The 25,376-nt window shown below is 56.3% G+C and carries 18 protein-coding genes; 7 read left to right on the top strand and 11 right to left on the bottom strand.

Translation table 11 applies throughout. From position 1 onward, the window contains the following. Window positions 1-9: 9 nt before the first annotated feature. The gene (locus tag O3S85_RS17695) at window positions 10-1,422 is read right to left on the bottom strand and encodes a hypothetical protein (protein ID WP_269542158.1); all 1,413 of its coding nucleotides are present in this window, start codon (window positions 1,420-1,422) and stop codon (window positions 10-12) included. A 179-nt stretch (window positions 1,423-1,601) separates the two neighbouring features. Here O3S85_RS17695 and O3S85_RS17690 point away from each other — a divergent pair, with 179 nt between their 5' ends. Together O3S85_RS17690 and O3S85_RS17685 are read left to right on the top strand one after the other, a co-directional pair. Next, window positions 1,602-2,159 (top strand): hypothetical protein, encoded by a 558-nt coding sequence (locus O3S85_RS17690; protein ID WP_269542157.1) that lies wholly within the window; start codon window positions 1,602-1,604, stop codon window positions 2,157-2,159. Beyond that, a complete protein-coding gene (locus tag O3S85_RS17685) occupies window positions 2,110-4,560 on the top strand; it encodes a hypothetical protein (protein WP_269542156.1) in 2,451 nt (816 codons plus the stop codon). Before O3S85_RS17690 ends, O3S85_RS17685 begins: the two co-directional genes overlap by 50 nt. A gap of 128 nt (window positions 4,561-4,688) precedes the next feature. On the opposite strand, the gene O3S85_RS17680 is transcribed toward O3S85_RS17685, so the two are convergent. The 5 genes from O3S85_RS17680 to O3S85_RS17660 all read right to left on the bottom strand — a co-directional run bounded on the left by O3S85_RS17680 (window position 4,689) and on the right by O3S85_RS17660 (window position 13,211). Continuing rightward, window positions 4,689-5,258 (bottom strand): hypothetical protein, encoded by a 570-nt coding sequence (locus tag O3S85_RS17680; protein ID WP_269542155.1) that lies wholly within the window; start codon window positions 5,256-5,258, stop codon window positions 4,689-4,691. Window positions 5,259-5,310: 52 nt separating this feature from the next. Continuing rightward, a complete protein-coding gene (locus O3S85_RS17675) occupies window positions 5,311-6,705 on the bottom strand; it encodes a DUF1501 domain-containing protein (RefSeq protein ID WP_269542154.1) in 1,395 nt (464 codons plus the stop codon). A gap of 37 nt (window positions 6,706-6,742) precedes the next feature. After that, a complete protein-coding gene (locus tag O3S85_RS17670) occupies window positions 6,743-9,283 on the bottom strand; it encodes a DUF1800 family protein (RefSeq protein ID WP_269542153.1) in 2,541 nt (846 codons plus the stop codon). 201 nt (window positions 9,284-9,484) lie between these two features. Beyond that, window positions 9,485-9,757 (bottom strand): hypothetical protein, encoded by a 273-nt coding sequence (locus O3S85_RS17665; RefSeq protein ID WP_269542152.1) that lies wholly within the window; start codon window positions 9,755-9,757, stop codon window positions 9,485-9,487. Window positions 9,758-9,950: 193 nt separating this feature from the next. Beyond that, complete coding sequence (locus O3S85_RS17660; RefSeq protein WP_269542151.1) at window positions 9,951-13,211, bottom strand: ribonucleoside-diphosphate reductase subunit alpha; 3,261 nt, start codon at window positions 13,209-13,211, stop codon at window positions 9,951-9,953. 515 nt (window positions 13,212-13,726) lie between these two features. Here O3S85_RS17660 and O3S85_RS17655 point away from each other — a divergent pair. Then, window positions 13,727-14,533 carry a DNA-methyltransferase gene (locus O3S85_RS17655; protein ID WP_269542150.1) on the top strand — a complete coding sequence of 269 codons (807 nt, stop codon included), beginning with the start codon at window positions 13,727-13,729 and terminating at the stop codon, window positions 14,531-14,533. Between the two features lie 7 nt (window positions 14,534-14,540). On the opposite strand, the gene O3S85_RS17650 is transcribed toward O3S85_RS17655, so the two are convergent. The 5 genes from O3S85_RS17650 to O3S85_RS17630 all read right to left on the bottom strand — a co-directional run bounded on the left by O3S85_RS17650 (window position 14,541) and on the right by O3S85_RS17630 (window position 19,549). Then, window positions 14,541-14,909, bottom strand: coding sequence for a hypothetical protein (locus O3S85_RS17650; protein WP_269542149.1), 369 nt, complete (start codon window positions 14,907-14,909; stop codon window positions 14,541-14,543). A 167-nt stretch (window positions 14,910-15,076) separates the two neighbouring features. Continuing rightward, the gene (locus O3S85_RS17645) at window positions 15,077-16,174 is read right to left on the bottom strand and encodes a ribonucleotide-diphosphate reductase subunit beta (protein WP_269542148.1); all 1,098 of its coding nucleotides are present in this window, start codon (window positions 16,172-16,174) and stop codon (window positions 15,077-15,079) included. A gap of 609 nt (window positions 16,175-16,783) precedes the next feature. Beyond that, window positions 16,784-17,203: an acyl-CoA thioesterase gene (locus O3S85_RS17640; protein WP_269542147.1), complete on the bottom strand. Its 420-nt coding sequence runs from the start codon at window positions 17,201-17,203 to the stop codon at window positions 16,784-16,786. Window positions 17,204-17,220: 17 nt separating this feature from the next. Next, window positions 17,221-18,216: an NAD-dependent epimerase/dehydratase family protein gene (locus O3S85_RS17635; RefSeq protein ID WP_269542146.1), complete on the bottom strand. Its 996-nt coding sequence runs from the start codon at window positions 18,214-18,216 to the stop codon at window positions 17,221-17,223. A 64-nt stretch (window positions 18,217-18,280) separates the two neighbouring features. Beyond that, window positions 18,281-19,549 carry an alpha/beta hydrolase gene (locus tag O3S85_RS17630; RefSeq protein WP_269542145.1) on the bottom strand — a complete coding sequence of 423 codons (1,269 nt, stop codon included), beginning with the start codon at window positions 19,547-19,549 and terminating at the stop codon, window positions 18,281-18,283. Between the two features lie 517 nt (window positions 19,550-20,066). On the opposite strand from O3S85_RS17630, the gene O3S85_RS17625 reads away from it, so the two are divergent. Genes O3S85_RS17625 through O3S85_RS17610 form a run of 4 tightly spaced genes read left to right on the top strand, consistent with a single transcriptional unit; the run spans window position 20,067 to window position 24,804 of the window. Continuing rightward, window positions 20,067-21,149 (top strand): pyridoxal-phosphate-dependent aminotransferase family protein, encoded by a 1,083-nt coding sequence (locus tag O3S85_RS17625; protein ID WP_269542144.1) that lies wholly within the window; start codon window positions 20,067-20,069, stop codon window positions 21,147-21,149. 51 nt (window positions 21,150-21,200) lie between these two features. Continuing rightward, a complete protein-coding gene (locus O3S85_RS17620; RefSeq protein ID WP_269542143.1) occupies window positions 21,201-21,602 on the top strand; it encodes a GxxExxY protein in 402 nt (133 codons plus the stop codon). Window positions 21,603-21,661: 59 nt separating this feature from the next. Next, window positions 21,662-24,196, top strand: a complete 2,535-nt coding sequence (locus tag O3S85_RS17615) for a DNA topoisomerase III (RefSeq protein ID WP_269542142.1) — start codon at window positions 21,662-21,664, stop codon at window positions 24,194-24,196. Further along, window positions 24,193-24,804 carry an HAD family hydrolase gene (locus O3S85_RS17610; protein ID WP_269542141.1) on the top strand — a complete coding sequence of 204 codons (612 nt, stop codon included), beginning with the start codon at window positions 24,193-24,195 and terminating at the stop codon, window positions 24,802-24,804. The genes O3S85_RS17615 and O3S85_RS17610 overlap by 4 nt, the downstream gene beginning before the upstream one ends. The last annotated feature ends 572 nt before the right edge of the window (window positions 24,805-25,376 follow it).

Here is a 25,376-nt window from a genome sequence, read left to right as displayed (position 1 = left end):
AAACACCGATCAATCCACCACGCGACAAGGCAGCATCGCAGCGTCCTTCATGCCGTGGATGATCTTCTTGTCCGCCGGGCAGAAGGTTGCCAGGCAGGCCGACAGTTTGGCCTGATCGCCCTCTACCAGGAAATACGGCGTCAAACGCAGGCGGCCCTCCATCTCGTAAACCGCCTCACCGTCCTCCGAAAACACCGGATGCTTCAGGCGGACCGGCTTACGGTAATCCTGCAAAATGTGCAGCGTCTCATCGGCCAAATCGACGGCCTCTTCGATCGCCTGTTGCCAGTCTGCCTTGGAGCTGTCGCTACCCAGCGTGACACTGCGCGCGCCCCAGGCGGTTTCGTGAAAGCCGCTGGCCTTGATGATTAAGTTGCGCTCGCGCTGGCTGGCCTCCGCAAGCTGCTCCCATTCGCGGATGGGCTTGCCATCGACCCACGGCGCGTCGAGCACGGCGTTGGGCGGGAGCTCCACCGGATCAATAATCCAGGAATGCGGCACGACCTTCTTCAGCGCCTTAAAAGAGCGGCGGGGTAAATTCTCACGCCAGTAATCGTCCAACACCGGATGGTGCAGCAGGGCCAGGTTCAGCTTCTCTTCCTGATAGGCTTTCATTGGCGGCGAGACGACCACACCGCCATCTTCCGCCACGCGTAAGATATCCTGCGCCGTCGAGACATTGCCCACATCAAACAGCTCCCAGAAACGGTAAATAATGTCGACCTCCTCCGGGTTCCCTTCGACCGGAATGCACAAGCTGTCCCCCATCGGCATCAGGTCGTCCGGGTGGCGCGCATGCACGCGCAGCCCACGCTCACGCAGTCGGGCAGTCAAGTAATCAAACTCCGGTCGGTAAACGGCGGCTTCGTCGCTGACGATGACGGCGATCAGCGGGTTCTCCTTCTTCGGTGCCGTCGCGGCGAGGCATCGATACCAATCCTCCTCCACTTGGCCAACGCCACCCACGATGTCGGGCGCGAATTCGCGCTCGTTCATGCCGTAGAGTCGGTTGAGGAATGCGGTCAGCCCCAAGCCGCCGGGAACGCTGTCCATCTCTGTCAGGGCAAAGCCGTCTTCGGTCTGCAAGAGATCCGGGCGTAGCACGAGCGGCACCTGCCCCTTAAACTCCTTTAACCGGGCATGCTCGATCAGCCGGCGCGGCTTTCCACGGTCCAGATAACTGCACACCCAGGGGGCCGTCAGCTCGCGATTGCGCAGGAGGTTTTTCCCCTCGGCACAGCGGCGGTAAAGGTTGTCGAGCGCCAGATAAAAATCCAGGCACGCCTGCCCGATTTGTTCGAGTGCGTTGATTTGCTTGCTCGTAAGCCGCCAGGGTTCGGGCGACAAGCGCCAGGTTTTGTTCTCGAACAAAGGCTGTGCGGCAAGCGCGTCTTGGATTTGCTGATAGGATAGCCCCGCCATGCGTTGATATAGAAGCTACGGACCTTCATTGCGCAAATGAAATTTGCGATCTTCCGGACCGAAAAAACAGCATACAAACGCCAATTCTCAGCAATCTCAGATACCTTTCGTGGTTTTTTCATCACACATTGCCTAAAGGTTTGCGCTGTTCACGCTGATGTCATTAATTTGTAATTACCATGCTGAAGCTGCTGCTGCTCCAGATTGCTATTATCCTGCTGATGGCTATGCCGACCACTCAGGCAAAGACCGATTTAAAATCGGCAGAGGGCATACGCATTCCGCTGTTCGATGAAGCCAGCGGGGATCGTTGGGCGAAGCTCGAAATTGCCAGCATCCAGCCCACTGCCCCCAAATTTGGCCCATTCCAACTGGGCATGATGGACCATCTGGCATTCGACTCGGCGACTTTCAAATTCAGCTACTGGCCGGAAAATAACGCCCTCGCTCCGAAATTCCGGCGACTGCTTTCAGATGGGGGGTTGCCAGAACTAGACGTACGCCTGGTGCGCATTGAATGCGAACGCCACTGGTCGCTGACGCTTCGCGACGCGCGAATCCTGATCACTCCGACCATGTGCCAAATCCACGCCAGCTCAGGCTCGGTCTTAACGCCCAATGGCATGACATCCCTTTCGAATCTCTCTCTAATAACTCAGCCCATCAACGGATCCCTCCACCTGCACCATGGTAACAGAAAACTTCTCGAACTGGAATTGCCTCAAGCGCAGCGCTAGCCTCGCTGCATTAAGCGCATCCATCATCGCGGCACCAGCCCTCCACGCTGACGCCGCTACAGATATTGCGAATGCCCGCACTGCGCTGGAAAACGATAACCTAAATCTGGCGCAAACCTACCTGGTAAACGCCCTGGTTCAGGAGCCTAGCAATGATGAGGCCAACATGCTTATTTCCGCCGTCAAGCTGATGAGAATCGTCGAGCAGCCGGAATTTTCATCTCTGATGGCCAGCGCCGGCCTAACCAATTACGTCCCGGATCTTTTCAATCTAAGCGCCGATGTGGAATACTACATCATGGACGCAGAGACTCTGACCAGCGATGCAGCATGGACGGTAGATACGGTCAATTTCAAGCCCGACAACTTCTATGGCTATATCAATGTCTCCTGCGCCCAAAGCGGCATACTCGCGCCGGGAGAAAAATCGATACTTACCGTATCCACGGTCGATGCACACACCGTTTCATTTGCGCTAGAATTGGAGACCAACAACTTCGATGACGTATTTATGATCTACGTGGACGGGGAACTGAGCTTCGAATACCAGGGTGCCGTTAACTGGACAGAAGCCTACCTCTATTTTGGCGATGCTGCCCCCCACGAAATAGCCTTTGTGTTTGAGAGATCATCGGACACACCGGTCGGAAACAGTTTTGCTCGGATTGATAATCTGCGATTCTATGGACAAGACCCCAACGCAGGCCAGCTCACCGACTCCGGCAGCGGATTAACCGGCGCGCTGGACACCACCTTGATCACCAACTCAACACCAGGCCAAACGGTGGAAATCGGCGAACCAACCGAATTTCCCATTTTCAGCGAAACCTTCTCCGGCGATGAAATCGCAACATGGCTCGATGATGAGATCATGCCAACGTTGCAGGAAGTCGTAGACCACATGGATGAGATAACCGATGTCAACTTCTCCTCCACAATCTACGACGACGATATGCTCGTGGATTACGCGGACACCAGAGGCGTAAAAGCCGTCGCCGAGAGCGGTATCGCCACCATCACCATGGTCAACGCTCACAACGTGGATGTACTACTACGCACGATTGGCGACCGTCAGTTCCTGCGCTCCAATCCGGAATGGTTTAATGATGGCAGCCCCGTCCACCTGCAGTGGCTCTTTGGCACCTTTCCTGAATTTACAAAGCTCAATCCGGGTGCCGATCTGGCAACCGCAAAAGCAGCCTGGCTTCGCTTCTGGTCCGCCTACCAAAGTGCCGCTGATCTAATCCTGGCGCGCACGGACAACAACAATCACCTCTTTAATAACATGGAGTATGGCCCATTGCCCGGAACGGAGTGGTTCGTCCAAACGGTCGTGACCAACGGTGACGGCAGTGCTGTTCAAGCTGGTGAAACGGACTCATTCAATCAGCAGGATTCAGTGCTCTCCATCCCGGTCAGCGGCCCTGGGACGATCGAGTTCTGGGCTTACTTTACCAATATCGAAGGCAGCCCGTTTCCATCCAATTATCTAAACCTGTCGTCCACGGTCGAATCCTGGAACAGCTTCGCATCCTTCAATGCCCCGGAGACTCCGGGTTGGAACCAGTATACGGCCTTTGTTCCAGATGGTGTTACCACTGTCCACATTGTGTTTCAAAAATACTCCAATCCCGACAACACCGTCTTCATCGATGATATGTCATACACACCCGAGGGAGGCTCGCCCGTTCCCTTGACCCCCACCGCTACCGCACTGGACTTCGCATTGGGTGCATCATTTGGCGCTTATTCAGATCCTGCGCAAATCGGTCTCGAGCGCACGCTATCGAGCGTCGAGGACGAGGAGTTCCGCCGCGAGTTCCAGCATTTCATCGATTCGATGGATAGCGAGCTGGACTGGAACGGCCAAAAGTTCACCAGCGCACCTTACTTCAGCAACAACGTCGACCCCGCCTACCTGCGCCCGGTCTTCTACTTAAATTTTGCCATTGAGGGCACCTTCCCCGACTCGACCTTTGCCGGCATCCTGCCGCAAACCGACAATGATGCACTTTACGAAATCATTCGTAGCGATTTGCCCAGCTTTTATGACGTCTACGATGGCCTGCATTACGAGCGTCTGATGGATAACCAATCGCTCAGCCGGTTTTTCGCCTTTGAAGTTTATGAGTCCCCCCTGGGCGAGCAAATTACCTACTACCTTTACGACACAATGCTTGATTCACTCGTGAATGTGAAGCTACAGCGCAATAATGGCCTCACAGACACTTGGCGCTCCAATGGCGACGGCCTCGGCTCCGACCCGTTTGAGTTTTACTACCAGGAAGAGGAAGAGCCAACATTGTTCGGGATCGAATACAAGGATACCCTCTTCAACGGCGACAGCGCATTTTACCGCTCAGTTTTCGAACTCAACAACGGCCCACTTCAGGGCGAATAATCGTCTACTGAATCTAAGCTAGTGTATTTTAATGGCGGGCGGTCATCGGAACAACGATGGCCGTCTCTGCTACCGCGACCAGCTTTGATTGCAGTATGGATCATTCCCCGCCTCAATCAAAAGCAATCTCAGGGTGAGCTCGCCACAGGATCAGGCGTTGATTTCCACGGCGAGTAGAGCGCGTCGTCCTCCGTGTAAAGCCGCTGGTCCGGCCCCGCTGAGCGCACCTCGATTCGATCCAGTGACAGTTGATGGAAATAATACGGTTGCCCCCAGCGATCCGTTAACTCGCCATCGATAATCGCCGGATGGTTCGGCGGGACAAATGCCAAACGCGACGGATTATCCCCCGTGAGCGCCTGCGTGAATTCAGCATTCAGGCTCATGGGCCGGCGCTGGCTTTTCCATACACCAAACATCTGCACCAGCAATTGATGAACGTTCGCTACGTCGTCCTGAGCAGATAAATCAGGCGCATTCAGCCTAGCCGCGACCGGATTGAGCGGTGCGCGATACAGCCCTCCCTTTTCAGCGACCGGGCTGGGCTCAGTCTCATTCTCGACCGACGGTGGCTCTGTGGGTAATTCCGGCACAACAATGGGCGGCTCAGTGAGCACCTCTTCCGATCGCGATAAATACCAAGTCATCCCAATCGCCAGAATCAAGCCCAACCACCAACCTATGCGCTTAGGGTCCATCGTTACTATCCATTAAATTACTTTGCGACGCAAAGTTAGAGACGATACATAGTTACCCCATCATCCCCAGTGGCCCAATTGCGCCCGGCGTGTAGAAATTCCCCACGTTAGGCAGCACGGTCGACAAGTCCGACGGACTCACCCCAAACCACAGCGCCAGCTCCCCAAAATATTCATCAACCGAAGTCGACGGAATTAGCCGGCCACGGCCAGTGTCCAGCGGGTTGCCCGCGTAAAGATCCGGATAAACGCCATAGATATTTGCGCCGTTCACCGCACCACCACAAACGAAATGATTGCCGCCCCAGGCGTGGTCAGAGCCCTCACCGTTCGAAGTCAGCGTGCGGCCAAAGTCAGAGGCCGTAAAAAGCGTCACATTGTTTTGCTCGTTGATCTCCTCCATCGCGGCATAAAAGGCACCGACCGCCTGGCTGATTACCGGCGCCATGTCGGCCATGTTTCCCAGAACTTCATCGTGGTGATCCCAACCACCAAACTGCACAAAGAACGTCTGCCGCCGCATCCCCAGTGCCGAGTGCGCGGCGATGGTCCGCGCCACCATTTGCAACTGCGCGCCGAGGTAGGTCTCGGGAAAAACGGTCGTCAGCTCGATGCCCTCGGTCGCAGCGGAAAACTCCTGGTGCGCCTCCAGTGCATTCTTCGTTGAATGGGCAAAAGTCTTTTGAAAAAGGTTCTGATATTCGATGTCCATCTGGCTATCCACAGCCGCGCCACGCGCCGGATAACCGCCCCACCAGTAGTCGTAGGTATCCAGTCCCTGCGATCCATCAGAGCCGATCGCATATTGAAAGGTGTTGTTGCCGTTTTGCCAAACGTTACTCCCCGCCACCGAAATATTCATCGAGATGCGGTCGTTGTCATTGAGCGAATGCAGAAGGTCCGCCGTACGTCCACCCCAGCCGATCGCATCCCCGCTTTGCGGAACTGAAGTCTGCCACTGCTTGATCTGGTCTGCGTGCGAATACAGGCCCAGCGGCAGGTTCACCAAATCATTCTGATACTGGCTAAGCGTCGTGGGCTCGATCAAGGTGCCGACATTCGCCACCCAAGCCAGGTTACCATCGTTGAACAAATCACGCAGCTCGCTCATGCCGGGATGCACACCCAACTGCTTGCCAATTGGCGTGGCTATATTCAGCGGCAGGAGTTCGTTTTGCGGGAGCGCCAAGTCCGCGCGCACGTTGGCGTATTCATTGTATTCATCCGTGCCCGACGGTGCCAGAAAGTTAAACGAGTCCGCCCCACCTGCGAGGAACAGACAGACCATCGCGCGATAATCCGTACCTCCCGGCAGCGGTGTCTGCGCGGCAGCAGTGCTCGCCATCCGCAGGTTGAGCAGAGTCGAAAACAACGCCGTCGAACCAACGGCGGCACAGCTGGCTTGCCCCAGGAACTGGCGGCGGGATAGATGCGGTTGTTTGCTCATTTTACTTTGTAATGTAAAGTTACTTTGCCATCCAAAGTTATCGTAGCACAGCAGCATCCGCCGATGACACGATTAGATAGATGGCCGATTGGACTTTAAACTCGTCACTCGCGTTGGCGTATTCCGGCCGCGCCAACATCATGCGCAGCGTCTCATGAAGCTGCGGGCTCATGTTTCCGAAGGTCAACAGCGTATCGAGGTATTCAATCAAGGCGTCGACGTCATTCACAAGCGCAACGGCGGGTGACAAGTCCAGCGTCACGTAGTCGCTTGCGTCCTGCGGCCAGTTGAGCCGATTCTCGATGGCTTGGCGCAACTGATTCGGAATCGAGATACCCGTCACGGCCGTGAGAATTTGGAACTCCGGTGCCACCAGTCCGGCATTGCGGATAGCGCCCAGTGGCTGATAGTCCGGCGAGAAGAAATTAAATACACTCGGCGAAGAGAGCGGCTGTTGCCCGAAGGCACGGTTCACCCAGAAAATCGGATAATTGCCACTAGGCGAAGCTGCATCGAAGGCGCGGGCCAGGCCCACATAGCGTAGATAATTTTCGCGCAGCATCCCGTGCTCCAGATCGCTGATCATATCCGCTTCGCGTGCCTCATCATCGAGCAGGATGGCCCGAATCACCGACTGCATGTCGCCGCGCACACCAGTGGGATTATGCGGGCCGCCACCGTTAAACGCTTCGGCTACCCGCGCCACGTAACCGTTGGATGGATTCGACGTAACCAGGCGCTGGATCAGCAAGCGGCCGATAAAGGGCCCCACGTTCGGGTGGTTAAAAATGACATCCAACGCGCGGTCGATGTCGTTGGCCGCGTAGTTCGCCTCCGGGCTTTCGGGATCATTCCCGGGGAGCTCCACGCCGAGAATGGTCTTAGGCCCCTGCTCATGAAAATACTGCTGCACATGCATGCCAAGCTCTTCACTCCAAACCGAATAGGGACCTTCCCAGATGGTCATCGGCTCCGTGTAAGTGCGCCAATACTCGTCGTTCGCAACCGTCGGCCAGTAGAATTCCCACCACAGGCTGGTATCGCCCTGCCCCCAGCTCATACCAGTGAAGACACTGGCTAGATTGGTGATGTCGCTGTTGCTATACGTTGGGATCGGCTGTCCGAATTGATCAAGTTGCCGCGTGCCGTCTTCATTGAGCATCCACAGCCCGATGGAAAACAACTGCATGATTTCGCGCGCGTAATTTTCATCCGGGAAGCGGTTAATGGACGGATCCGCGGGCAGGTTACCACGGTGGCTGAGAAACACCCCCATACACGGATGATAAGTCACCGCCTCCAGCAGGTCCCGATAGTTGCCGAACGAATGCTCCAACAGCATATCATAATAATTGAGCATCCCAATCGCATTGCCATCCAGTCCGCCGTTGGTGTCCGAAATCACCAGGATCTCGCTTAGCGCAAACGCGACTCGCTGGCGAAGTGGGTCGGGCGCATTCATCGCCTGCTGCCACCAGGCTAGCATCTTGTGGTGCGAGTAAGGGCCACCAATCGCGCCACCAAATAAATCCCAATCGTAGCTGAGCAGTATCGGCTCATGCTCGCCGATTGGCTGGGCGAACTGATCGGCGATCCAAGCATCGAAGCCCACGGCCTGCACGTCGGCAATGGTATCCGGCGTCGGCCCAAATGTCGCTTGCGCCAAAAATCGCGAGGCCTCGCGCGCAGATATGCCCGCACTACTGTCGGCAATCGTCATGGTCGCGACACCCGGTGTGCCCACGGTGTAGTCCGCTCCACTGTTTATCGTCAGCGAAATCGTTTCGGCACCTTCACTCTGACCGTCTTCAATCGCGCTCACCGGAACCCAAGCGGCAATCTGACCGAGCGCAAAATCGATGGACGCATTCGACATTGCGTAATCGACACCCGGGGTCGCGCTTCCGCCAAAAGACAACGCCACCGTCATCGCATCCAATCCGCCCGTGCGTTGGATTAGAAAGTATCCCGGCACGGCCCAGGCTTCATCAATCTCCGATTGCAACGCAGCGACGGTCACCACATTGCCCGCGGCCAGCGCCGTCTCAATGCGCGCGAGATCATCCTGGCTGTAGCGTGCGGTATTGGCCGTGTCTGGATCGAAACCCAGTTCCAACTCCTCCCAGTCAAACACACCGTCGCCGTCCGAATCGAGATCCGTAACGACAATGCGGAAAAAGCCTGGGTGCGCGGCAAAGTCCACCTGCGCCTCTTGCGCTGCAGCCTGCCCGTTAAAGGTTGCCAGCGGTTGCCACGGTCCGCCGAGCACCGGCGCATATTCGAGCTGATACAACTTACCGCTGGAGCCCATCCAGTCTAGCCGCAGCATGTTGCCGCTGGCCTCGACATCCATGACCTTAAAATTCGACGACGGATCAAACGGATCCGTGCCTGCCTCCGCCTCGGCCAGGTTTGTCATCCCGTCGCCATCGGCGTCACCTCCCGGCAGCAGACCCTGCGCCTGATAACGCATTTCCCAAACATCGCTTTGCGCGTTGCCATTTTGATCTACCTGCCCACTCGCCTTCCAAGAGAAGAGCGCAGCGGCGACAATAATGCCAATGAATAAGGTCTTCATGGTTGGATATATTTAAAGAGGTATTAGCGGGCTGTTTTGCCATTCACTGCAAAAGTGGGGTTAGAATGCCTCACACCCCATGAGCCCACAACCTCACAAACACAACCGCACAGCGCCTACAGCGGGTTTCACTAGAAATTAGCGAAAACTGGGGGGTGAAATGCGATTTTCAGCCGCTTTCAAAATATATTTTTAACGATTTCAGCGCGCCCGCATACGGATCGTGTGCAAGCAATCAAAGCTGCAATCGGCGAGCTGAACGGACTCACCATATAGCCGGTGGTAAAGCCGGTCGCCCAAGACAAGGCCCATCTCTTCGCGCAACACACGAAGCACCGCGCAGCGCGAATAAAGCCCCCACGCATCCAGCACACACGAGGCCTCGCCAAAATATGGAAACCCGCGAATCCAGCCATCGCCCAGTGCCACGGGCAACCGACAGATTTGCCAATGCAGCGGAACAGACGCCGACACGGTAAACTCACTTGGGGCCGCGATCCGAACCCCGGGACTGACAACCATACTTTGCATTACAGAGTTACTTTGTAATGCAAAGCTTATCTTTGTTCCAGACAAAAAGAAACGGCTCCGGTTACCCGGAGCCGCCCTTTACCAGTCTTGTCAGTCTTGTCTTGCGTCAGTCTGTTTTCTTTCCAGCTGAGAATTCTTATTGGCAGGCTTCGCATTCGCCGCCGTTCATCAGGGCGTCGAGGCTGCAGGCCTTTACCTCTTCTTCGGTGTATTGCTTCTTGGGCGCTTCGGCGGCAGGAGTTTCCTCTGCCTTGCCGGCGATGCCGCGCACTTCCTTCTTCACGCTCGTGGTGGCCTTCTCGATATTGGAGGCACCCAGCGTGCGCAGGTAGTAAGTGGTCTTCAGGCCCTTGCGCCAAGCTGCGCGATACATGTGAGAAAGCGTCTTGAGGTCTGGTGTTTTCAAGAAGAGGTTCACGCTCTGGGATTGGTCGATCCACTTTTGGCGACGCGCAGCCGCGTCGATAAACCACTCGTAGCCAATACCAAAGGCGGTCGTGTATTTCTCCTTAATGTCGTCCGGAATGCTGTCGATGTTTTCGAGTTCGCCATCGAAGTACTTCAGTTGGTCGAGCACTTCATCGGTCCAGAGCCCGATCTTCTTCAGGTCGCGAACGAGGTGGTGGTTCAGCACCACGAAGTCACCGCCCAGGTTGCTCTTCACGTAGAAGTTCTTGTAGTAAGGCTCGATGCAGGGGCTAGTGCCCATGATGTTCGAGATGGTCGCGGTTGGCGCGATGGCCAGCACGTTGGAGTTGCGCATACCCTGCGCGTTGATCTTGGAGCGCAGCGAATCCCAGTCCATCTTGCCACCACGGGGAACATCGATCTCCAGGCCGCGCTCGGACTCAAGCATGTCCAGGGTGTCACCGGGCATCAGGCCGCGATCCCACTTGGAGCCCTTAAAGGTCGAGTAGCTGCCACGCTCGGCGGCCAGATCGCTCGATGCCTCATAGGCGTAGTAGGCAATGGCTTCCATGAACTCGTCGTTAAACTCAACGGCACCTTCGGAGGCGAACGGAATGTCTTTGATGTAAAGCGCGTTCTGCACACCCATGACCCCCAGGCCGATCGGGCGGTGGCGACCATTGGAGGTAGCAGCGGCCTTCGTCGGGTAGAAGTTGATGTCGATGACGTTGTCCAACGCACGGACCGCAACCTGGATCGTGTCGCGCAGCTTTTCGAGGTCGATGTTGCCATCGGCGTCGAGGTGGCTGTCGAGGACGACCGAGCCGAGGTTACAAACGGCGGTTTCGTCTTCGGAAGTATTGAGCGTGATCTCGGTGCACAGGTTGGAGCTGTGGATAACGCCCACGTGATCCTGTGGCGAACGCACGTTGCACGGGTCCTTAAAGGTGATCCATGGATGACCGGTTTCGAAAAGCATGCGGAGCATGTTTTTCCACAAGTCGATCGCCTTCAGGGTGTGGCCCCAAACTTCGCCGGCCTCGGCCTTGGCTTCGTATTCGAGATACTTTTCCTCGAAGGCCTTACCGTAAAGGTCGTGCAGCTCTTTGGCTTCGTTGGAGCGGAACAGGGTCCACTCACCACGCTGCTCCATGCGCTTCATGAACAAGTCTGGAATCCAATTCGCGGTGTTCATGTCGTGCGTGCGGCGGCGCTCGTCACCGACGTTGCGGCGCAGTTCCAGGAAGTCGAGGATGTCGTTGTGCCACGTTTCCAGATAGGCGCAGCCGGAGCCGCGACGCTTGCCGCCCTGGTTAACCGCGACGAGCTGGTCGTTGTGCAACTTGAGGAACGGAATCACGCCCTGGCTTTCGCCGTTGGTGCCCTTGATATAGGAACCGGTGCCACGAACCGCGGTCCACGAACCACCCAGACCACCGGCCCACTTGGAGAGGAAGGCGTTCTCGGCAATGCCGCGGTGCATGATGGACTCGATGGAGTCATCGACCTTGTAAAGGTAGCAGGACGAAAGCTGGCTGTGCGTCGTGCCGGAATTAAACAACGTCGGCGTAGATGAGCAGAAGCGGCGGCTCTTGTAGAGATTGTAAAGGCGGCAGACCCAGCCTTCGCGATCTTCCTTTTCGTCAATGAAGAGGCCCATCGACACACGCATCCAGAAGAGCTGCGGTGTTTCGAGGCGCTTGGCCTCCTTGCGGGATTTGTCGATGATCAGGTAACGATCATACATCGTTGAAATGCCGAGGTAGTCGAAGTCGAGGTCGGCCGACGGATCGAGGGCGTCGGCGAGGCGGTCCAGATCGTAGTCGAGCAGACGCTTGTCGAGGCGGTCCAGCTCCACGCCGCGCTTGAGGCAGCTCTTGAAGTAAAGACGATGCGCGGACTTGAGGCCTTCGATGCCGTCGCGAACGATGTCCCAGTCAAGCACTTCTTCGTAAATGTAGCTCAGCAAAATACGGCCCGCAAACTTCGAGAAGTCGGCGTCCTTTTCGATGAGGCTCTTGGCGTTGAGAATGATCGTGCTGCGCAGGTCTTCGCGGGTCATTTCCGCATAGAGCGAGCGGCGCAGCTCGGACTCGATCTGGTCCTTGGTCAGGCAGAGGTCGAGGCCGATGGAGGCAAAGTCGATGCGCTTGCGGAGCTCGGCCGGGTCCCAGAATTCGGTGCTGCCGTCCTTGGCCGTCAGCATGATCATGGAGTCCTGGCGGCTGTCGTCGGCGGCGGCTTCGGCTTGTTGCTCGCGGAGGCGGCGACGGTGCGCGCGATAGAGAATATACGACTCAGCGACCTTGAAATGGCCTTGGCGCATCAGCTCCTCCTGCACGATGTCCTGCACCTGCTCGATGTGGATAAATGACTCGCCGAGGTTGCGAACGCGCTCGGTAACACCACGCGAAACCGGAACCGCCGGAGTGGAGTCAAGATGCTGCGAAAGGAAGGACTTGCGCACGGCGACTTCGACCTTGTTCTGATCCCACGGCACCACTTGGCGGTTGCGGCGGATCAGGCGCACATTGACCGGCTCGGGCTCATCGGCACCAGCCACGCCATTGCGGCGCTGCGCCACGAGGCTGCGCGCGACGTCATGCGCGTCGTGCTCGATGAGGGCTTTTTCAATGATCAGGTTGATGTCGAGATCGGTCAGCGTGATGTCGCCCTTGCCCGAGATCTGGCGCGCAATGTTCTCGCCCACTTCCTTGGCAATCTGCGCAACGAAAGCCTGATTCTGGTCGGTGAAAATTTCGTTTTCCTCACGCGAAAGCATGAGGTCGGTAAGCGCGTTGCCAATAATTTCGGCCACTTCGGCGAGCTCAAACTCACGCTCTTCGCCAGCGAGCTCAACCTTAACATCGGGGTGCTTAACATCTTCGACAACGACCTCGCGCCAATTAAAGCGCTGCTTCTGGTCGGCGGGTGTGGCGACAATGCGCTTCAGGGCGATATCTTCATCAAAAGAAAAATTAGTGATCATAAGACAGACGGACAGTTTGAAGGTAAAATCAGGTTAGGTGAACAAATAATATGGGAGAAAGCCAGAGACAGCAAAGCCCGGCGGTGTGTGTTTTTAGTAGTGGCGTGATGGCGACCCACCGTGCGGGACAAACAAGAAGACAGCACTCCCGAAAGGGCAGCTCAAACAGAAGTTGTTGGAACTTATGCGCATATCAACTTTTTCTTTCCCTTACACTAGATATAGCGTCGCTTGGCGTTTTCCATACAAGATGTAGTAGTAGCGTTTGTCAAAATGTTTATTGTGAAAAATGTTGTCCACCAGCCTAAACTTCACGCTGGCGACACTTTTTCGTCACCATTCCGTTAACTACCTGCTACTGGCAGATTTACGAAAAAGGACGATGCGCGATTCAACACAAAAACAAACCCGGGATGAAGCTTAACGCCAAGCGATAGACGCCGGGCAACATATTATCAGGATATTTTTGAAGTTTTTTCTGGTACTTTTTACAAGTACTATTAAACAAATAGGACATGGACTATAAACTCTTTCACAAAGACTGCATCGAAGGCATGAAACAACTGCCATCAAAATCACTGGATATAACAGTTACTTCACCTCCTTACAATCTAGGGATTAAATACTCAAAATACTCTGATAAATGCGAAAGAACCGAATATCTAGAATGGACACTAGATTGGACCAATCAAGTTTATCGAGTATTGAAAGATGACGGCTCCCTTTTCCTAAACCTAGGATCCAGCCCAAACAACCCACTTCTGCCACATCAAGTAGCACTACTATTGAGCGAGGAATGGACTTTGCAGAACACCTTTCACTGGATAAAATCAATTTCACTAGAAAAGAAAGATGGAGAGCACATATCAGCAGGGCACTTTAAGCCAATAAACTCAAAACGATACGTAACAGATTGCCACGAATACGTTTTTCATTTCACCAAAACAGGCAATGTGACACTCGACAGACTGGCTGTGGGCGTGCCTTATGCCGACAAATCAAATATTTCCCGCTGGGGACACACAAAAGGCAAAGACAGACGCTGCCGTGGAAATAATTGGTTTATCCCCTACAATACCATCCAGAACAGAAACAAGGAGCGGCCACACCCAGCTACATTCCCCTACCAACTTGCAGAAACCTGCATTATGCTTCACTCGGGAGGCAGGCCATGCTCGATTCTTGACCCTTTTCTAGGCATTGGAAATACCCTAACTGCAGCCCAAAACTGCGGCATGGCCAGTTTCGTAGGTTACGAAATAGACGAGCACTATCTAGATGAGGCAATTAACCTTACGACCGAAAACGCGACCATCCAATAATGATAAACTAGATAGTCCATCCTACGTTTTGCGCAACTTGGACTAAATTATCCAAATGCGCTTGCTGCTTAGCAATTTTCTCCTCGAAAAAACTTTTACCCTCACGCGCATCGTCAATTGTATCGATCAAAAAACAACCGCGGTTGCAGGTCGCAATAAAGAAATCTGATCCACGAGATTCAGATAAAACCGTCTGCTGGAACTGATTGTAGGTGATATTGATGCCATTCTCATTTAAGTATTCAACGATTACGCTTATCGGTACGGCATTCCGCCTGCCTAAAGCATGATTCATCATATACTCAAGAGTAAGCCGAACAGTATCTCCAGCGGAACGGCTTGCTATCTCTCTTTTTACGGCTGTGATCAAGGACATCAGTCAAAGAACAATGATAGAACAAAAATAGTCAATTTTTATTTATTTAGACCATTACTTAGTGCTTGCGGAGGAAAAGGCCGCGATCTCGCGACCGCGGCCCCATCCTTTCCATTTACCACCATGCCACTTTGATGGGCGTTTCCAAGGCGCCCGAGGCAAGTCGATTAAAGTTCGTCGTCATCGACAGCGTCCAGCGAGCTGGCCTTCTGATATTCGGTGACGCGGCCTTCGAAGAAATTCTGCTCCTTCTGGATGTCCATCATTTCGGCCAACCAGGGGAACGGGTTGCTTAGACCCGGATTGAGCGGCTTCAGGCCGCAGCTTTCGAGGCGGCGATCCGCAATGTAGTCAATGTATTGCACGAACTCGTCGGCGGAGAGGCCCACGGCGTTGATCGGCAGGCAGTCGCGGATGAATTCCTTCTCCAGCGCAATGCCTTCCTTCATCGTGTTAACCAAGTCTTCTTTGAACTCGGGCGTCCAGACATCCGGGTTTTCGTCGACGAGGTCCATCAGCAAGTTTCGGAACACCTCAATGTGGTTCGACTCATCGCGCAGCGTGTAGCGGAACATCTGGCCAATACCCGGGAACTTGTTCTGCCGGTAGAGGCTGAGCACCATGCCGAAGAGGCCGTAAAACTGCGTGCCTTCCATGACCTGACCGAAGAGGAAGCAGTTTTTCGCGAGCGCCTGCTTGTTCTCGGTTTTGGTGAGGTCGATGTCGCGGCGCAAAGAGCGCGAGTTGCTGACCACGAAGTCCGTCTTCTTATTGATCGTCGGAATGTCGGAGAACATCGCCTCGCACTCGTGCGGGTTGATGCTGAGCGACGAAATCATATAAACCAGGCTGTCGGCGTGGATATTCTCCTCGTGCGCATGGCGTCCCAAAACGAGCTTCAGCTCCGGCGCGGTTACCAAATCGCGCGTAACGTGCTGAATATTGTCACCCACGATGCCCTCGGCGGCGGAGAAATAGCCGATGGCCATCTTAATAATCCAGCGGTCGATGTCGGACACCGCCTTGGGGTCGCGCCATTGCTCGACATCCTTCTGCATGGGGATATCTTCCGGCTCCCAGTGGTTCGACTTCATGGTCTTGTAGAGGTCGTAAGCCCACTGATATTTCAGTGGAAGGATGTTGAAAAACATCGTGTCGCGGCCATTGATGATCTTCTTGGCGGCGAAGGCCTGCTCGGCTTTTTCTTTGTCCAGAACGAAGGATTTGCTACCGATGGTAACGGTGGTCGTGTCGGTGGTCGGCATGGCAGTTATGCGGAAGTTATTCAGGTTGAAGATTTAGCGAAAAAAGCAGTGTGTCGCGGCCGGTCGGCTCATTTGCGACGATGGAGTGAACGGTGGGTCAGATGAGCAAACATGTCAACACCTACCACTATATCTAGGGTAATTTTTACAAAAAGACCACTAGATGTAGGAATGGCTTGTCAAAAGAATTTAACGGGCAACTCAGGCGCATGCAACGCTGAGGGGAGGATGTCACCAGAATGCCACGAAAATGACCCAATCGACAAGGAAGAGATATTCTTAGTTACCGCCAAGTTATTCACAGCCCAAAAATCGTCTGCACCAACATCCGTAAAGGCCTAAAAATCAGGTAAATACAGTAGACGATCCGGTGTCGTTTTTGACGGCCGCGTGACAGCGTAAAATGCCAATCAACGAATCAATTCACAGCGACGGGTTACCAACACCGAGCAGCGACAGAGAAGTTTATGGAGTACGCCAGCCCTCTGGCGCTTTCGGATTTTGTGATCGTATCAGAATGCTCCACTGTCGCCATTTTTTGAAACGGATCGTTTCATCCTAAAGCGGCAGAGGGCTGCCGCACTCCAAAAGCCACTCCACTCAGCTAAACTATCCCACCCACTGTTCCAAGGCTTCGCGAAAAGCGGGACTCCACTCAGCAGGCTGATGGGTCTTGCCGGAGAGCTTACACACCGTACGTTTCCCCGCGCAATAGAGGGTCTCTTCGTCGCCGGAGAGAAACGCGAAGTCCATCGTCACGCCGGCGGCGCGGATGCGGCTCACCGTGTAGCGAATCAAGACCGGGCCCGGGTTGCGCAGTGGCTGTTTGTAGTCGATCTCCAGGTTGCGCACGACCACGTAGATATCCTCATCGCGTGCGGCGTTGAAGTCCAGCACGCCGAGCAGTTGCTGGAAAAACGCCTGCTGCGCGCGCTCCAGATGCTTCAGGTAGCGGCTGTGGTGGAGCACCCACAGGGCGTCGAGCTCGTCGAAATAAACCTCACTGCGAAATTCAAACGTTTTGGGCATGGCGACACCTTGGTGGCTCAGCGCCCGGATTGCAAATCGCGAGCCACATCGTCCAGCGCTTTCGCGAGGTCCACCCGTGGCGCGTAGCCGAAATCCCGGCGTGCGGCGTCGATGGAAAACCAGTGGCTCTTGGCGAGCTCTGTTGCGACAAAGCGCGTCATCGGCGGCTCCCCCTTGAGCCCAAAGGTGCCCCAAACCCACTCACACACGCCGCCGATCCTGGTCGCGGCCTGGGCGGATACTTTCTTCTCAATCGGTGGCACGCCCACGCGGCGCAGCAGGTCGTTAATCCAGTCCCAGAGGACCACCGGCTCACCGTCGGATAAAAAATACGCCCGCCCGCCACACGTGCCGTGGTTCAGCGCGTCGAAGGCCAGTAAATGCGCGGCGGCGGCGTTGTCCACATGGGTCAGGTCGACGCGATTACCGCCCTCCCCCACGATGCGCAGTCGGCCGGTTTTCGCCTTGGCCACCACGCGCGGCACCAAGTGCGGGTCGCCCACGCCCCAGATCAAATGCGGGCGCAGCGCACAAATTTTCACGCCAGCCTTGCCGTGCGCGGCAAGCAGCTCGCCCTCGGCAATGGCCTTGGTTTTCGCGTAGGGGCTTAGGCCATTGTTCGGGTTGAGCGGCAGGGATTCGTCGGCCCCTTCAAAGGCTTCCCCGGAAAAGGTAACACTCGGCGTGCTGGTGTAAACCAAGCGCTCGACGCCATGCTGCTGGCAGGCCTTGAGCACATTGCGCGCGCCGGTGACATTGGCCGCAAAGAAATCTTCCTCGCGCCCCCACACACCGGCCTTCGCGGCGACGTGGAACACCGCATCGCACCCGGCAACGGCATTGGCAACGGCGGCCTCATCAGCCAAGTCGCCCTGAATCACCTCCACGCCACGCGCGGCGTTTTCCGGCTGCGGCGAGCGCCCGTAGCCGCGCACCTCGTAGCCGCGCTCCAGCAGGAGCCCCACGATCCGCGACCCAAGAAAGCCGCCACTGCCGGTGACCAGGATTTTCATGCTGCTAGGTATGGCGAAATAAGCGGGCGCGTAAACTGGATTTTAAAAAAGGTAGAGCACCGTCTCACTGCCCGATCTTTGCTTTGATCGCGGCCCGGAGCTTGCCCATGTAGTCGGGCGGGAAGGTCCATTCACCGGTGGCGTCATTCCAAACGAGACCGCGCTCTGCGGGGGTCAGGTGGAAGTCGAGCGAGGCCAGGATATCGCTGCTGGTCCAGGGACTGTTGCGGAAATAGCCGTGGCCGTTGCCCTTGGTGGCGTCTTCGGCGTCGGATACATTGATTAGTTGCAGCTTCGGCGTGTTGCGCACGAAGTCCAGCGCTTCTGGCAACGCAGCGAGTGCATCGTGCGAGCCGCCGATCCGATTGCGGTCGAAAAGCCAGTCGCTGAAACCCAGCGCCATGTCTCCCGTGGAATTATAAATCGTAAACGTGTCCACTTTATCCAGCGCATCATCGGCCAGGAGCGCGCCGACCTTGGCCGCGCTCACATCACCGCTGACCAGGATCACGTGCCCCAAATGCGGTGCGCTGGAGTCGATGGCGATGTTGTGCAGGGTCTCGGCCGCCATGCGGGTGCCGGCACTGTAGGCGAGCACGTTGATCTTTTCCACATTGGTGTTATCGGCGAGAAATTGCAGGAAACGGCGGAACTCGCGCGCACTGTTCCCCGAGGCCTCGATGTCGCGCAGATAGGCGATAAAGCTGGGAGTCGACGGCCAGGAATAAGCGATCGTCACGCCATCATAGCCCATGAAGTGCCAAAACTCCGTCGCCACTAGCACCGGGTCGTCAAAGGGCGTTTTGTAGCCGTGGACGAAGATCAAAATCTCATTGTCGCCAGACTGCGCCAACTGGCGATTGATCAGTTCAGCAAAGGCCGCATCGGCGTCGGGCGTATCCGGCGTGGGATCTTTAACAAAGGGGTGGCGGGTGTTGGACAACACGCCCAGCTCGTCCACGCTCTCGATCTGAATAACCAAATCTTTGTCGCGCACGGCGCTGGTGCTGATCTTGCGCACGTCGTCCCAGTCGAGCTCGGAGTCCGTCAGCGTGACCTTCGCCACGCCGACCCGGACCACGCCATCGGTCTGCCCGCCGTAGAACTGCGAGCCAAACTCCCGGCTATCCGCATCGTCAACGACGCGCATGCGGTTGGTCGCGTAGAGCATCCCTTCGTAGGCATTGACGTCCCGGGGCCGCTCGACGCTAAGGCGGTCGATATCCGCCCCTTCGTAAACGGCGGGTGCCCGCATCACCTCAAGTTGGTAAGGCTTGCTGGCACACCCCACGAACAAGACAGCAATGGATAGATTCAACAGTAAGCAGCGCATGCAGTCAGGAGTAAGCCCACTGCCCAAACCCGACAACGCCAAAGTAATCGTTCCCGCATTGCCCACGGGGTGCCCCGATGGACTTTTCTAAAAAGCCCTATGGAGAGATTCAAAAAAGCCACTACTGTTGTTGGTACGACACAGCAGGCTATGTTGCCTCAACAACAGTAGTGTTGTTAGAGAAACAACAGTGGTGGCTTTTCCAAAACACAGCATAGGGCTTTTTGAAAACACAGCAGTAGGCTTTTCGGAAAAGAAGCATTAGGCTTTTGCAAAACACAGCGTAGGGAAACGCTCTTTTGGCTCAGTTGCTTCAGTTGGCGTGCTCCGGGCGGAAAACTGCCACTCCTCGGCGCTGACCGGGCAACACCAACGCGCTCTCGAGACGCAGCAAATGCCCCCGCATCCCCGCGCTGTGCCAGATTGACCCTGTAAATTTTAAAAGGCGACGTTTGACACCGCGCGGCATTACACTCTATAGCCGCTGCTGCTTTATAATATTCAACGCAAGACACACGTGAGCTATAAACTCTTCATCCCTGGTCCGATCGCTGTTTCGGAAAAGACCTATAACGCCATGACCCAATGGGTAATGGGCCACCGCAGCAAGGACTTCGTCAACCTCTTTCAATCCGTCCAGCCTCAGCTGCAGCAGCTGATGTATACGCAGGACCCCGTTTTCATCAGCACCTCCTCAGCCTGGGGCGTGATGGAAGGCGCGATCCGCAACGTCACCAAGAAGGGTGTGCTCAACTGCATGTCCGGCGCGTTTTCGGACAAGTGGAACGACGTCGCCGAGCGCTGCAGCCTGCCCAACGGCAAGCTCCAGTATGAGTGGGGCACCCCGATCGATCCGGAAGACATCCGTCGCGAGCTCTCCACCGGCAAATACGACGCGATCACCTTTATCCACAACGAGACTTCCACCGGCACGATGAACCCGATTGAGGGCATCATGGAAGTGCTCCGCGAATTCCCGGACGTCATCTCGATCACCGACACCGTCAGCTCGTTCAGCGCGGTCAAGATCGACAAGGACGCGCTCGGCATCGACGTGCTCCTCACCGGCTCACAGAAGGCCCTGGCCATGCCCCCCGGCCTCTCGCTGCTGTCCGTTTCCGACCGCGCCATGAAGCGCGCCGAGACCGTCGAAGGCCGCGGCTACTACTTTGACTTCATCGAGTTCCAGAAGAACTACGAGAAGGGCATGACGCCGTCCACGCCGGTCATCCCGCTGATTTACGCGCTGCAAAGCAAGCTGGAAGACATCTTCGCCGAAGGCCTGGAAGCCCGCTACGAGCGCCACGAGCGCCTGAACAACCTCGTCCGCGCGTGGGGTGCCAAGCACGGCATCGAGCTGCTGCCACCGGCCGAGTTCGGCTCCAAGACCCTGTGCTGCTTCAAGAACGATGTCGGCATCGACCTGGAAGGCCTCCGCAAGGAGCTCAAGGCCAAGTATAGCTGCGACATCGACGGCGGCTACGGCAAGGTAAAGGGCAAGACCTTCCGCATCTCCAACATGGGCGACGAAACCGACGAAACGATGAACACCCTCATCGGCCAGCTCGACGACCTCGTCCCGCAGTTCCTGCCCAAGTAAGCCAACTTAAAACGAGGTTCAAACAGGAAGATCGGGAAGAACGGGAAGTTAATGCATCCAAATTACGCCAAGGCAGATAAGCTAACCAAGCCGGTTATTGATTCCGCCTTTCGGGTGCATAAACATTTCGGTCCCGGTCTTCTGGAACCTATCTATCAAAAAGCGCTTTCCCGGGACCTGCTGCTTGAAAAAATCAAAATTCAACGAGAGTTAAAAGTGCCGATTGAATATCGGGGTGAAGTCTTTGACGAATTTATCCGGGCGGACGTATTCGTCGAGGAATGCTTATTGCTGGAACTGAAAGTCGTTGAAAAGATTCGACCTGAGCACATCGCCCAAACTCTTAGTTATATGCGCCTTTTGGATGCGCCGATTGGGATCATTCTTAACTTTTACGAACCATACCTGAAAAACGGCATACGCCGACTCACCTTGCCCGGGGCGGATAATTAAGCTTCCCGTTCTTCCCGATCTTCCTGTTTAAACACACGCCCAGCGAGAACCACATTTACATGAAAACTTTGATCATTGCCGAGAAACCTTCCGTAGCGGGAGACCTGGCCCGCGTGCTGGGGAAGATCCCCAAGAAGGGCGATTTTTACGAAAACGACGAATACGTAATCAGCTCGGCGGTTGGCCACCTGGTGGAGCTCTACATGCCCGAGGACATCAGCAAGGACCTCAAGCGCTGGACCATCAAGACGCTGCCCATCGTCCCGGACAAGTTCAAGCTGAAGCCAATCGACAAGACCAAGCAGAAGTTTCAGGAGCTGAAAAAGCTCATTGCCCGCGAAGACGTCGGCGCCGTGATCAACGCCTGTGACGCCGGGCGAGAGGGTGAGCTCATCTTTACCTACATCCTCGAACTCGCCAAAAACAAGAAGCCCGTCAAGCGCCTGTGGATGTCATCCATGACCCCGGACGCCATTCGCTCAGCCTTCTCCAACCTGCGCGAAGACAAGGAAATGCAGCCGCTCCAGGACGCCGCCCGCTCGCGCTCCGAGGCAGACTGGCTGATCGGCATCAACGGCACCCGTGGCGCGACCGTCGTCTTTGGTCGCCGGGGAGGCCGCGCCGCCACCGTAGGCCGCGTGCAGACGCCGACCCTCTCGCTCGTTTACCAGCGCGAGATGGAAATCCGCAATTTCAAGCCGCGCGACTACTGGCGCATTTTCGCCAACTTCGGCGTCGCCGCCGGCGAATACGAAGGCGTCTACCAGAAGCCCGACTTTAAAAAGAGCGACGACGAGCACGACCGCGCCGACCGCCTCTGGAACAAGGAAGACGCCGAGGCCGTTGTCCAGGCCGTCCTGGCCGCCGGCGAAGCCAGCGTCACCGAGGAAAAGAAACGCACTAAGCAGTCCAGCCCACGCCTATACGATTTGACCAGCCTCCAGCGTGAGGCCAACAGCCGCTTCGGCCTGTCCGCCGGCCACACGCTCAACATCGCGCAGGCCCTCTACGAAAAGCACAAGATGATCACCTACCCGCGAACCGATTCGCGGGCGCTGCCGGAAGACTACGGCCCCACGGTGAAGAGCACCCTCGCCAATCTCGACGAGCCCTACGCGATTCACGCCGAAAAAGTGCTCAACAACAACTGGGTCCACACCGGCAACAAGCGCATCTTTAACAACAAGCAGGTCAGCGATCACTTTGCGATCATCCCGACCGACGCCAAACCGAAGAAGCTGGGCGACCTCGAAGCGAAAATCTTCGACATGATCGCCCGCCGCACCATCGCGATTTTCTTCCCGCCAGCGGAATTCGACGTCACCACGCGCACGAGCGTGATCGCGGGCCATTCCTTCAAGACCGAGGGTAAGGTGCTCGCCGTCGGCGGCTGGATGGACGTTTACGGCAAGGGCGGCGCGGGCGAAGACACGCTGACGCCACTGACCGACCCCGACTTTGCCCGCAGCGATGCGCCGAAGACCGCCATTGCCGACCGCAAGGACGCCCGCCTCGAAGAAGACCAGACCAAGCCGCCGCCCCGCTACTCGGAAGCCACGCTGCTCTCCGCCATGGAAGGTGCCGGCAAGCTTCTCGACGACGAAGAGCTGGCCGAAGCAATGAAGGAAAAGGGCCTCGGCACACCGGCCACCCGCGCGGCCACCATCGACCACCTTGCCCACGAGCGCTACATCGAGCGCCAGGGCCGCGAACTCCTCCCCACGCAAAAGGCCGAGAGCCTGATGCAATTCCTGAAGCAGTTCGACATCGAGCAGCTGACCTCCCCCGCCATGACCGGCGAATGGGAGCACAAGCTCCGCCTCGTCGAAGAAGGCGAGCTCTCGCGTGATGACTTCATGAAGGGCATTGTCGACGCGACGCAGGACATGGTCAACAAGCTCAACAGCCCGCCTCCGCCCGAGAAGACCAACCTCGTTTCCCCCACCAACAACCAGCCTCTGCTCGAAGATCACCGCGCGTGGTTCTCGCAGGACAAGGTGGAAATCCGCGGCCGCGAATACCCGCTCTTGCAGGTCAACAAAGTCATCGGCAACCGCAAGCTCGACCTCAAGGAAGTCGAGGAGCTGATCACCAAGAAGGAGATCGGCCCGCTGGACGGCTTTACCTCGCGCAATGGTAAAACCTTTTCCGCGATCCTCAAGTTGATCGATAAAGAAAACGGCACCAAACGCGTCGAGCTGGACTTCGGTAACAACGGCGAGGAAGCACTCGATGAGAGCGTCGACCTCAGCCAATACCCGGTTGTCGGCAATTCACCGGTGGACGGCACCCCCGTCCGCGAAACGCCGAATGCCTACGTTTCCGAAGGCCGCGACCCCGACGGCAAGCCCGCCTTCCGCCTGAGCCGTAACATGCTCAGCAAGGCCCTGCCCGCCGAGGAAGTGAAGAAGCTTCTCGCCGAGAAAAAGACCGGACTGATCAAGGGCTTCAAATCCAACCGCACTGGCCGCTTGTTTGACGCGCACCTGCTGCTCAAGGAAGACGGCAAGATCGGCTTTGAATTTCCGCCGCGTCCGCCGCGCAAGAAAGCGGCTAAAAAGGCGGCCAAGAAAGCCACTAATAAAGATAAATGAGCGACCTGAAACTTCCCGAGGGTGAGACGCGCGCAGTCATTTTCGACTGCGACGGCACGCTGGCGGACACCATGCCGCTGCACTACCGCGCGTGGAAATACGCCTACGAGAAGAACGGGGCAAAGTTCGAGTTCACCTGGGATCTGTTTTACTCAATGGCGGGCGTCGGCATGCACCACTCCGTCGAGCTCATCAACGAGAAGTATCAGGAAACACTGGACGTCAACCAGGTCGTCGAAGACAACCACGACTACATCGTCAAAGAGCACCACGCCGTGGAGCCCATCATCCCGGTGGCCGAACTGGCGCGCCAGTTCAAAGCCGAGGGCCTGCACATCGCCGTCGCCTCCGGCGGCGACCCGCGCCACGTCCACGGCACGCTCAAGTATTGCGGCATCGACGACCTGTTCGAAGTCGTCGTGACGAAAGCGGACGTGGTCCACAGCAAACCCGCGCCAGATGGCTTCCTCAAGGCCGCGGAATTGCTCGGCGTCGAGCCGCAGTATTGCGTGGTTTACGAAGACAGCAAGCTGGGCCTCCAAGCCGCCGAAGCCGCCGGCATGCGCTGGGTCTATGTAGACCCGGACAAGTATTCCGTCGGCGGATAAGGGCAGTTTCCCAGAAGCGCAGATTTGATCGGGTGGGATGCCAGCGTATCGGTCGGGTGGTATGCATACGAATCGGTCGGGTGGGATGCCAACGTATCGGTCATGCGGGAAATCGGCGTATCGAGCGCCAACGGCGCGGCCGCATAGTAGCCTAGGGTAAGCAAGGAGCAACGCGACGCAGCGCAGCCCTAGGAAAGGAGATCACCCACCAATATTAGAGCGCTGAAGGCGCGGCCGTATCAACGTTTTTGCGGCCGCGCCTTCGGCGCTCCAACGCTATATAAATCCGCAAAACCTAGGGCTTACCCTAGGGCCAACGGACATTCAACTTTCAGTAAATTTGCCCCAACGGGGCTACGCATCAATAGCCCAGGGTTGGCTTGAGGCCGCAGAGCGGCTGAACGCCTACCCTGGGAATACGAATACGTAAATTGCCTATCCCAACGGGATTGCGCAAAACGACATCTTGCGTAGCCCCGTTGGGGCAGTATTTGCAGCAATCAAGATACAAAATGAATGTCCGCTAGCCCTAGGCTACTATGCGGCCGCGCCATTGGCGCTCCAATCACCTA

The organism is Cerasicoccus sp. TK19100 (assembly GCF_027257155.1).
Taxonomy (GTDB): Bacteria; Verrucomicrobiota; Verrucomicrobiia; order Opitutales; family Cerasicoccaceae; genus Cerasicoccus; species Cerasicoccus fimbriatus.
Note: the sequence above shows the minus strand (reverse complement) of the source record. Positions and strands in the feature narration are given on the sequence as shown.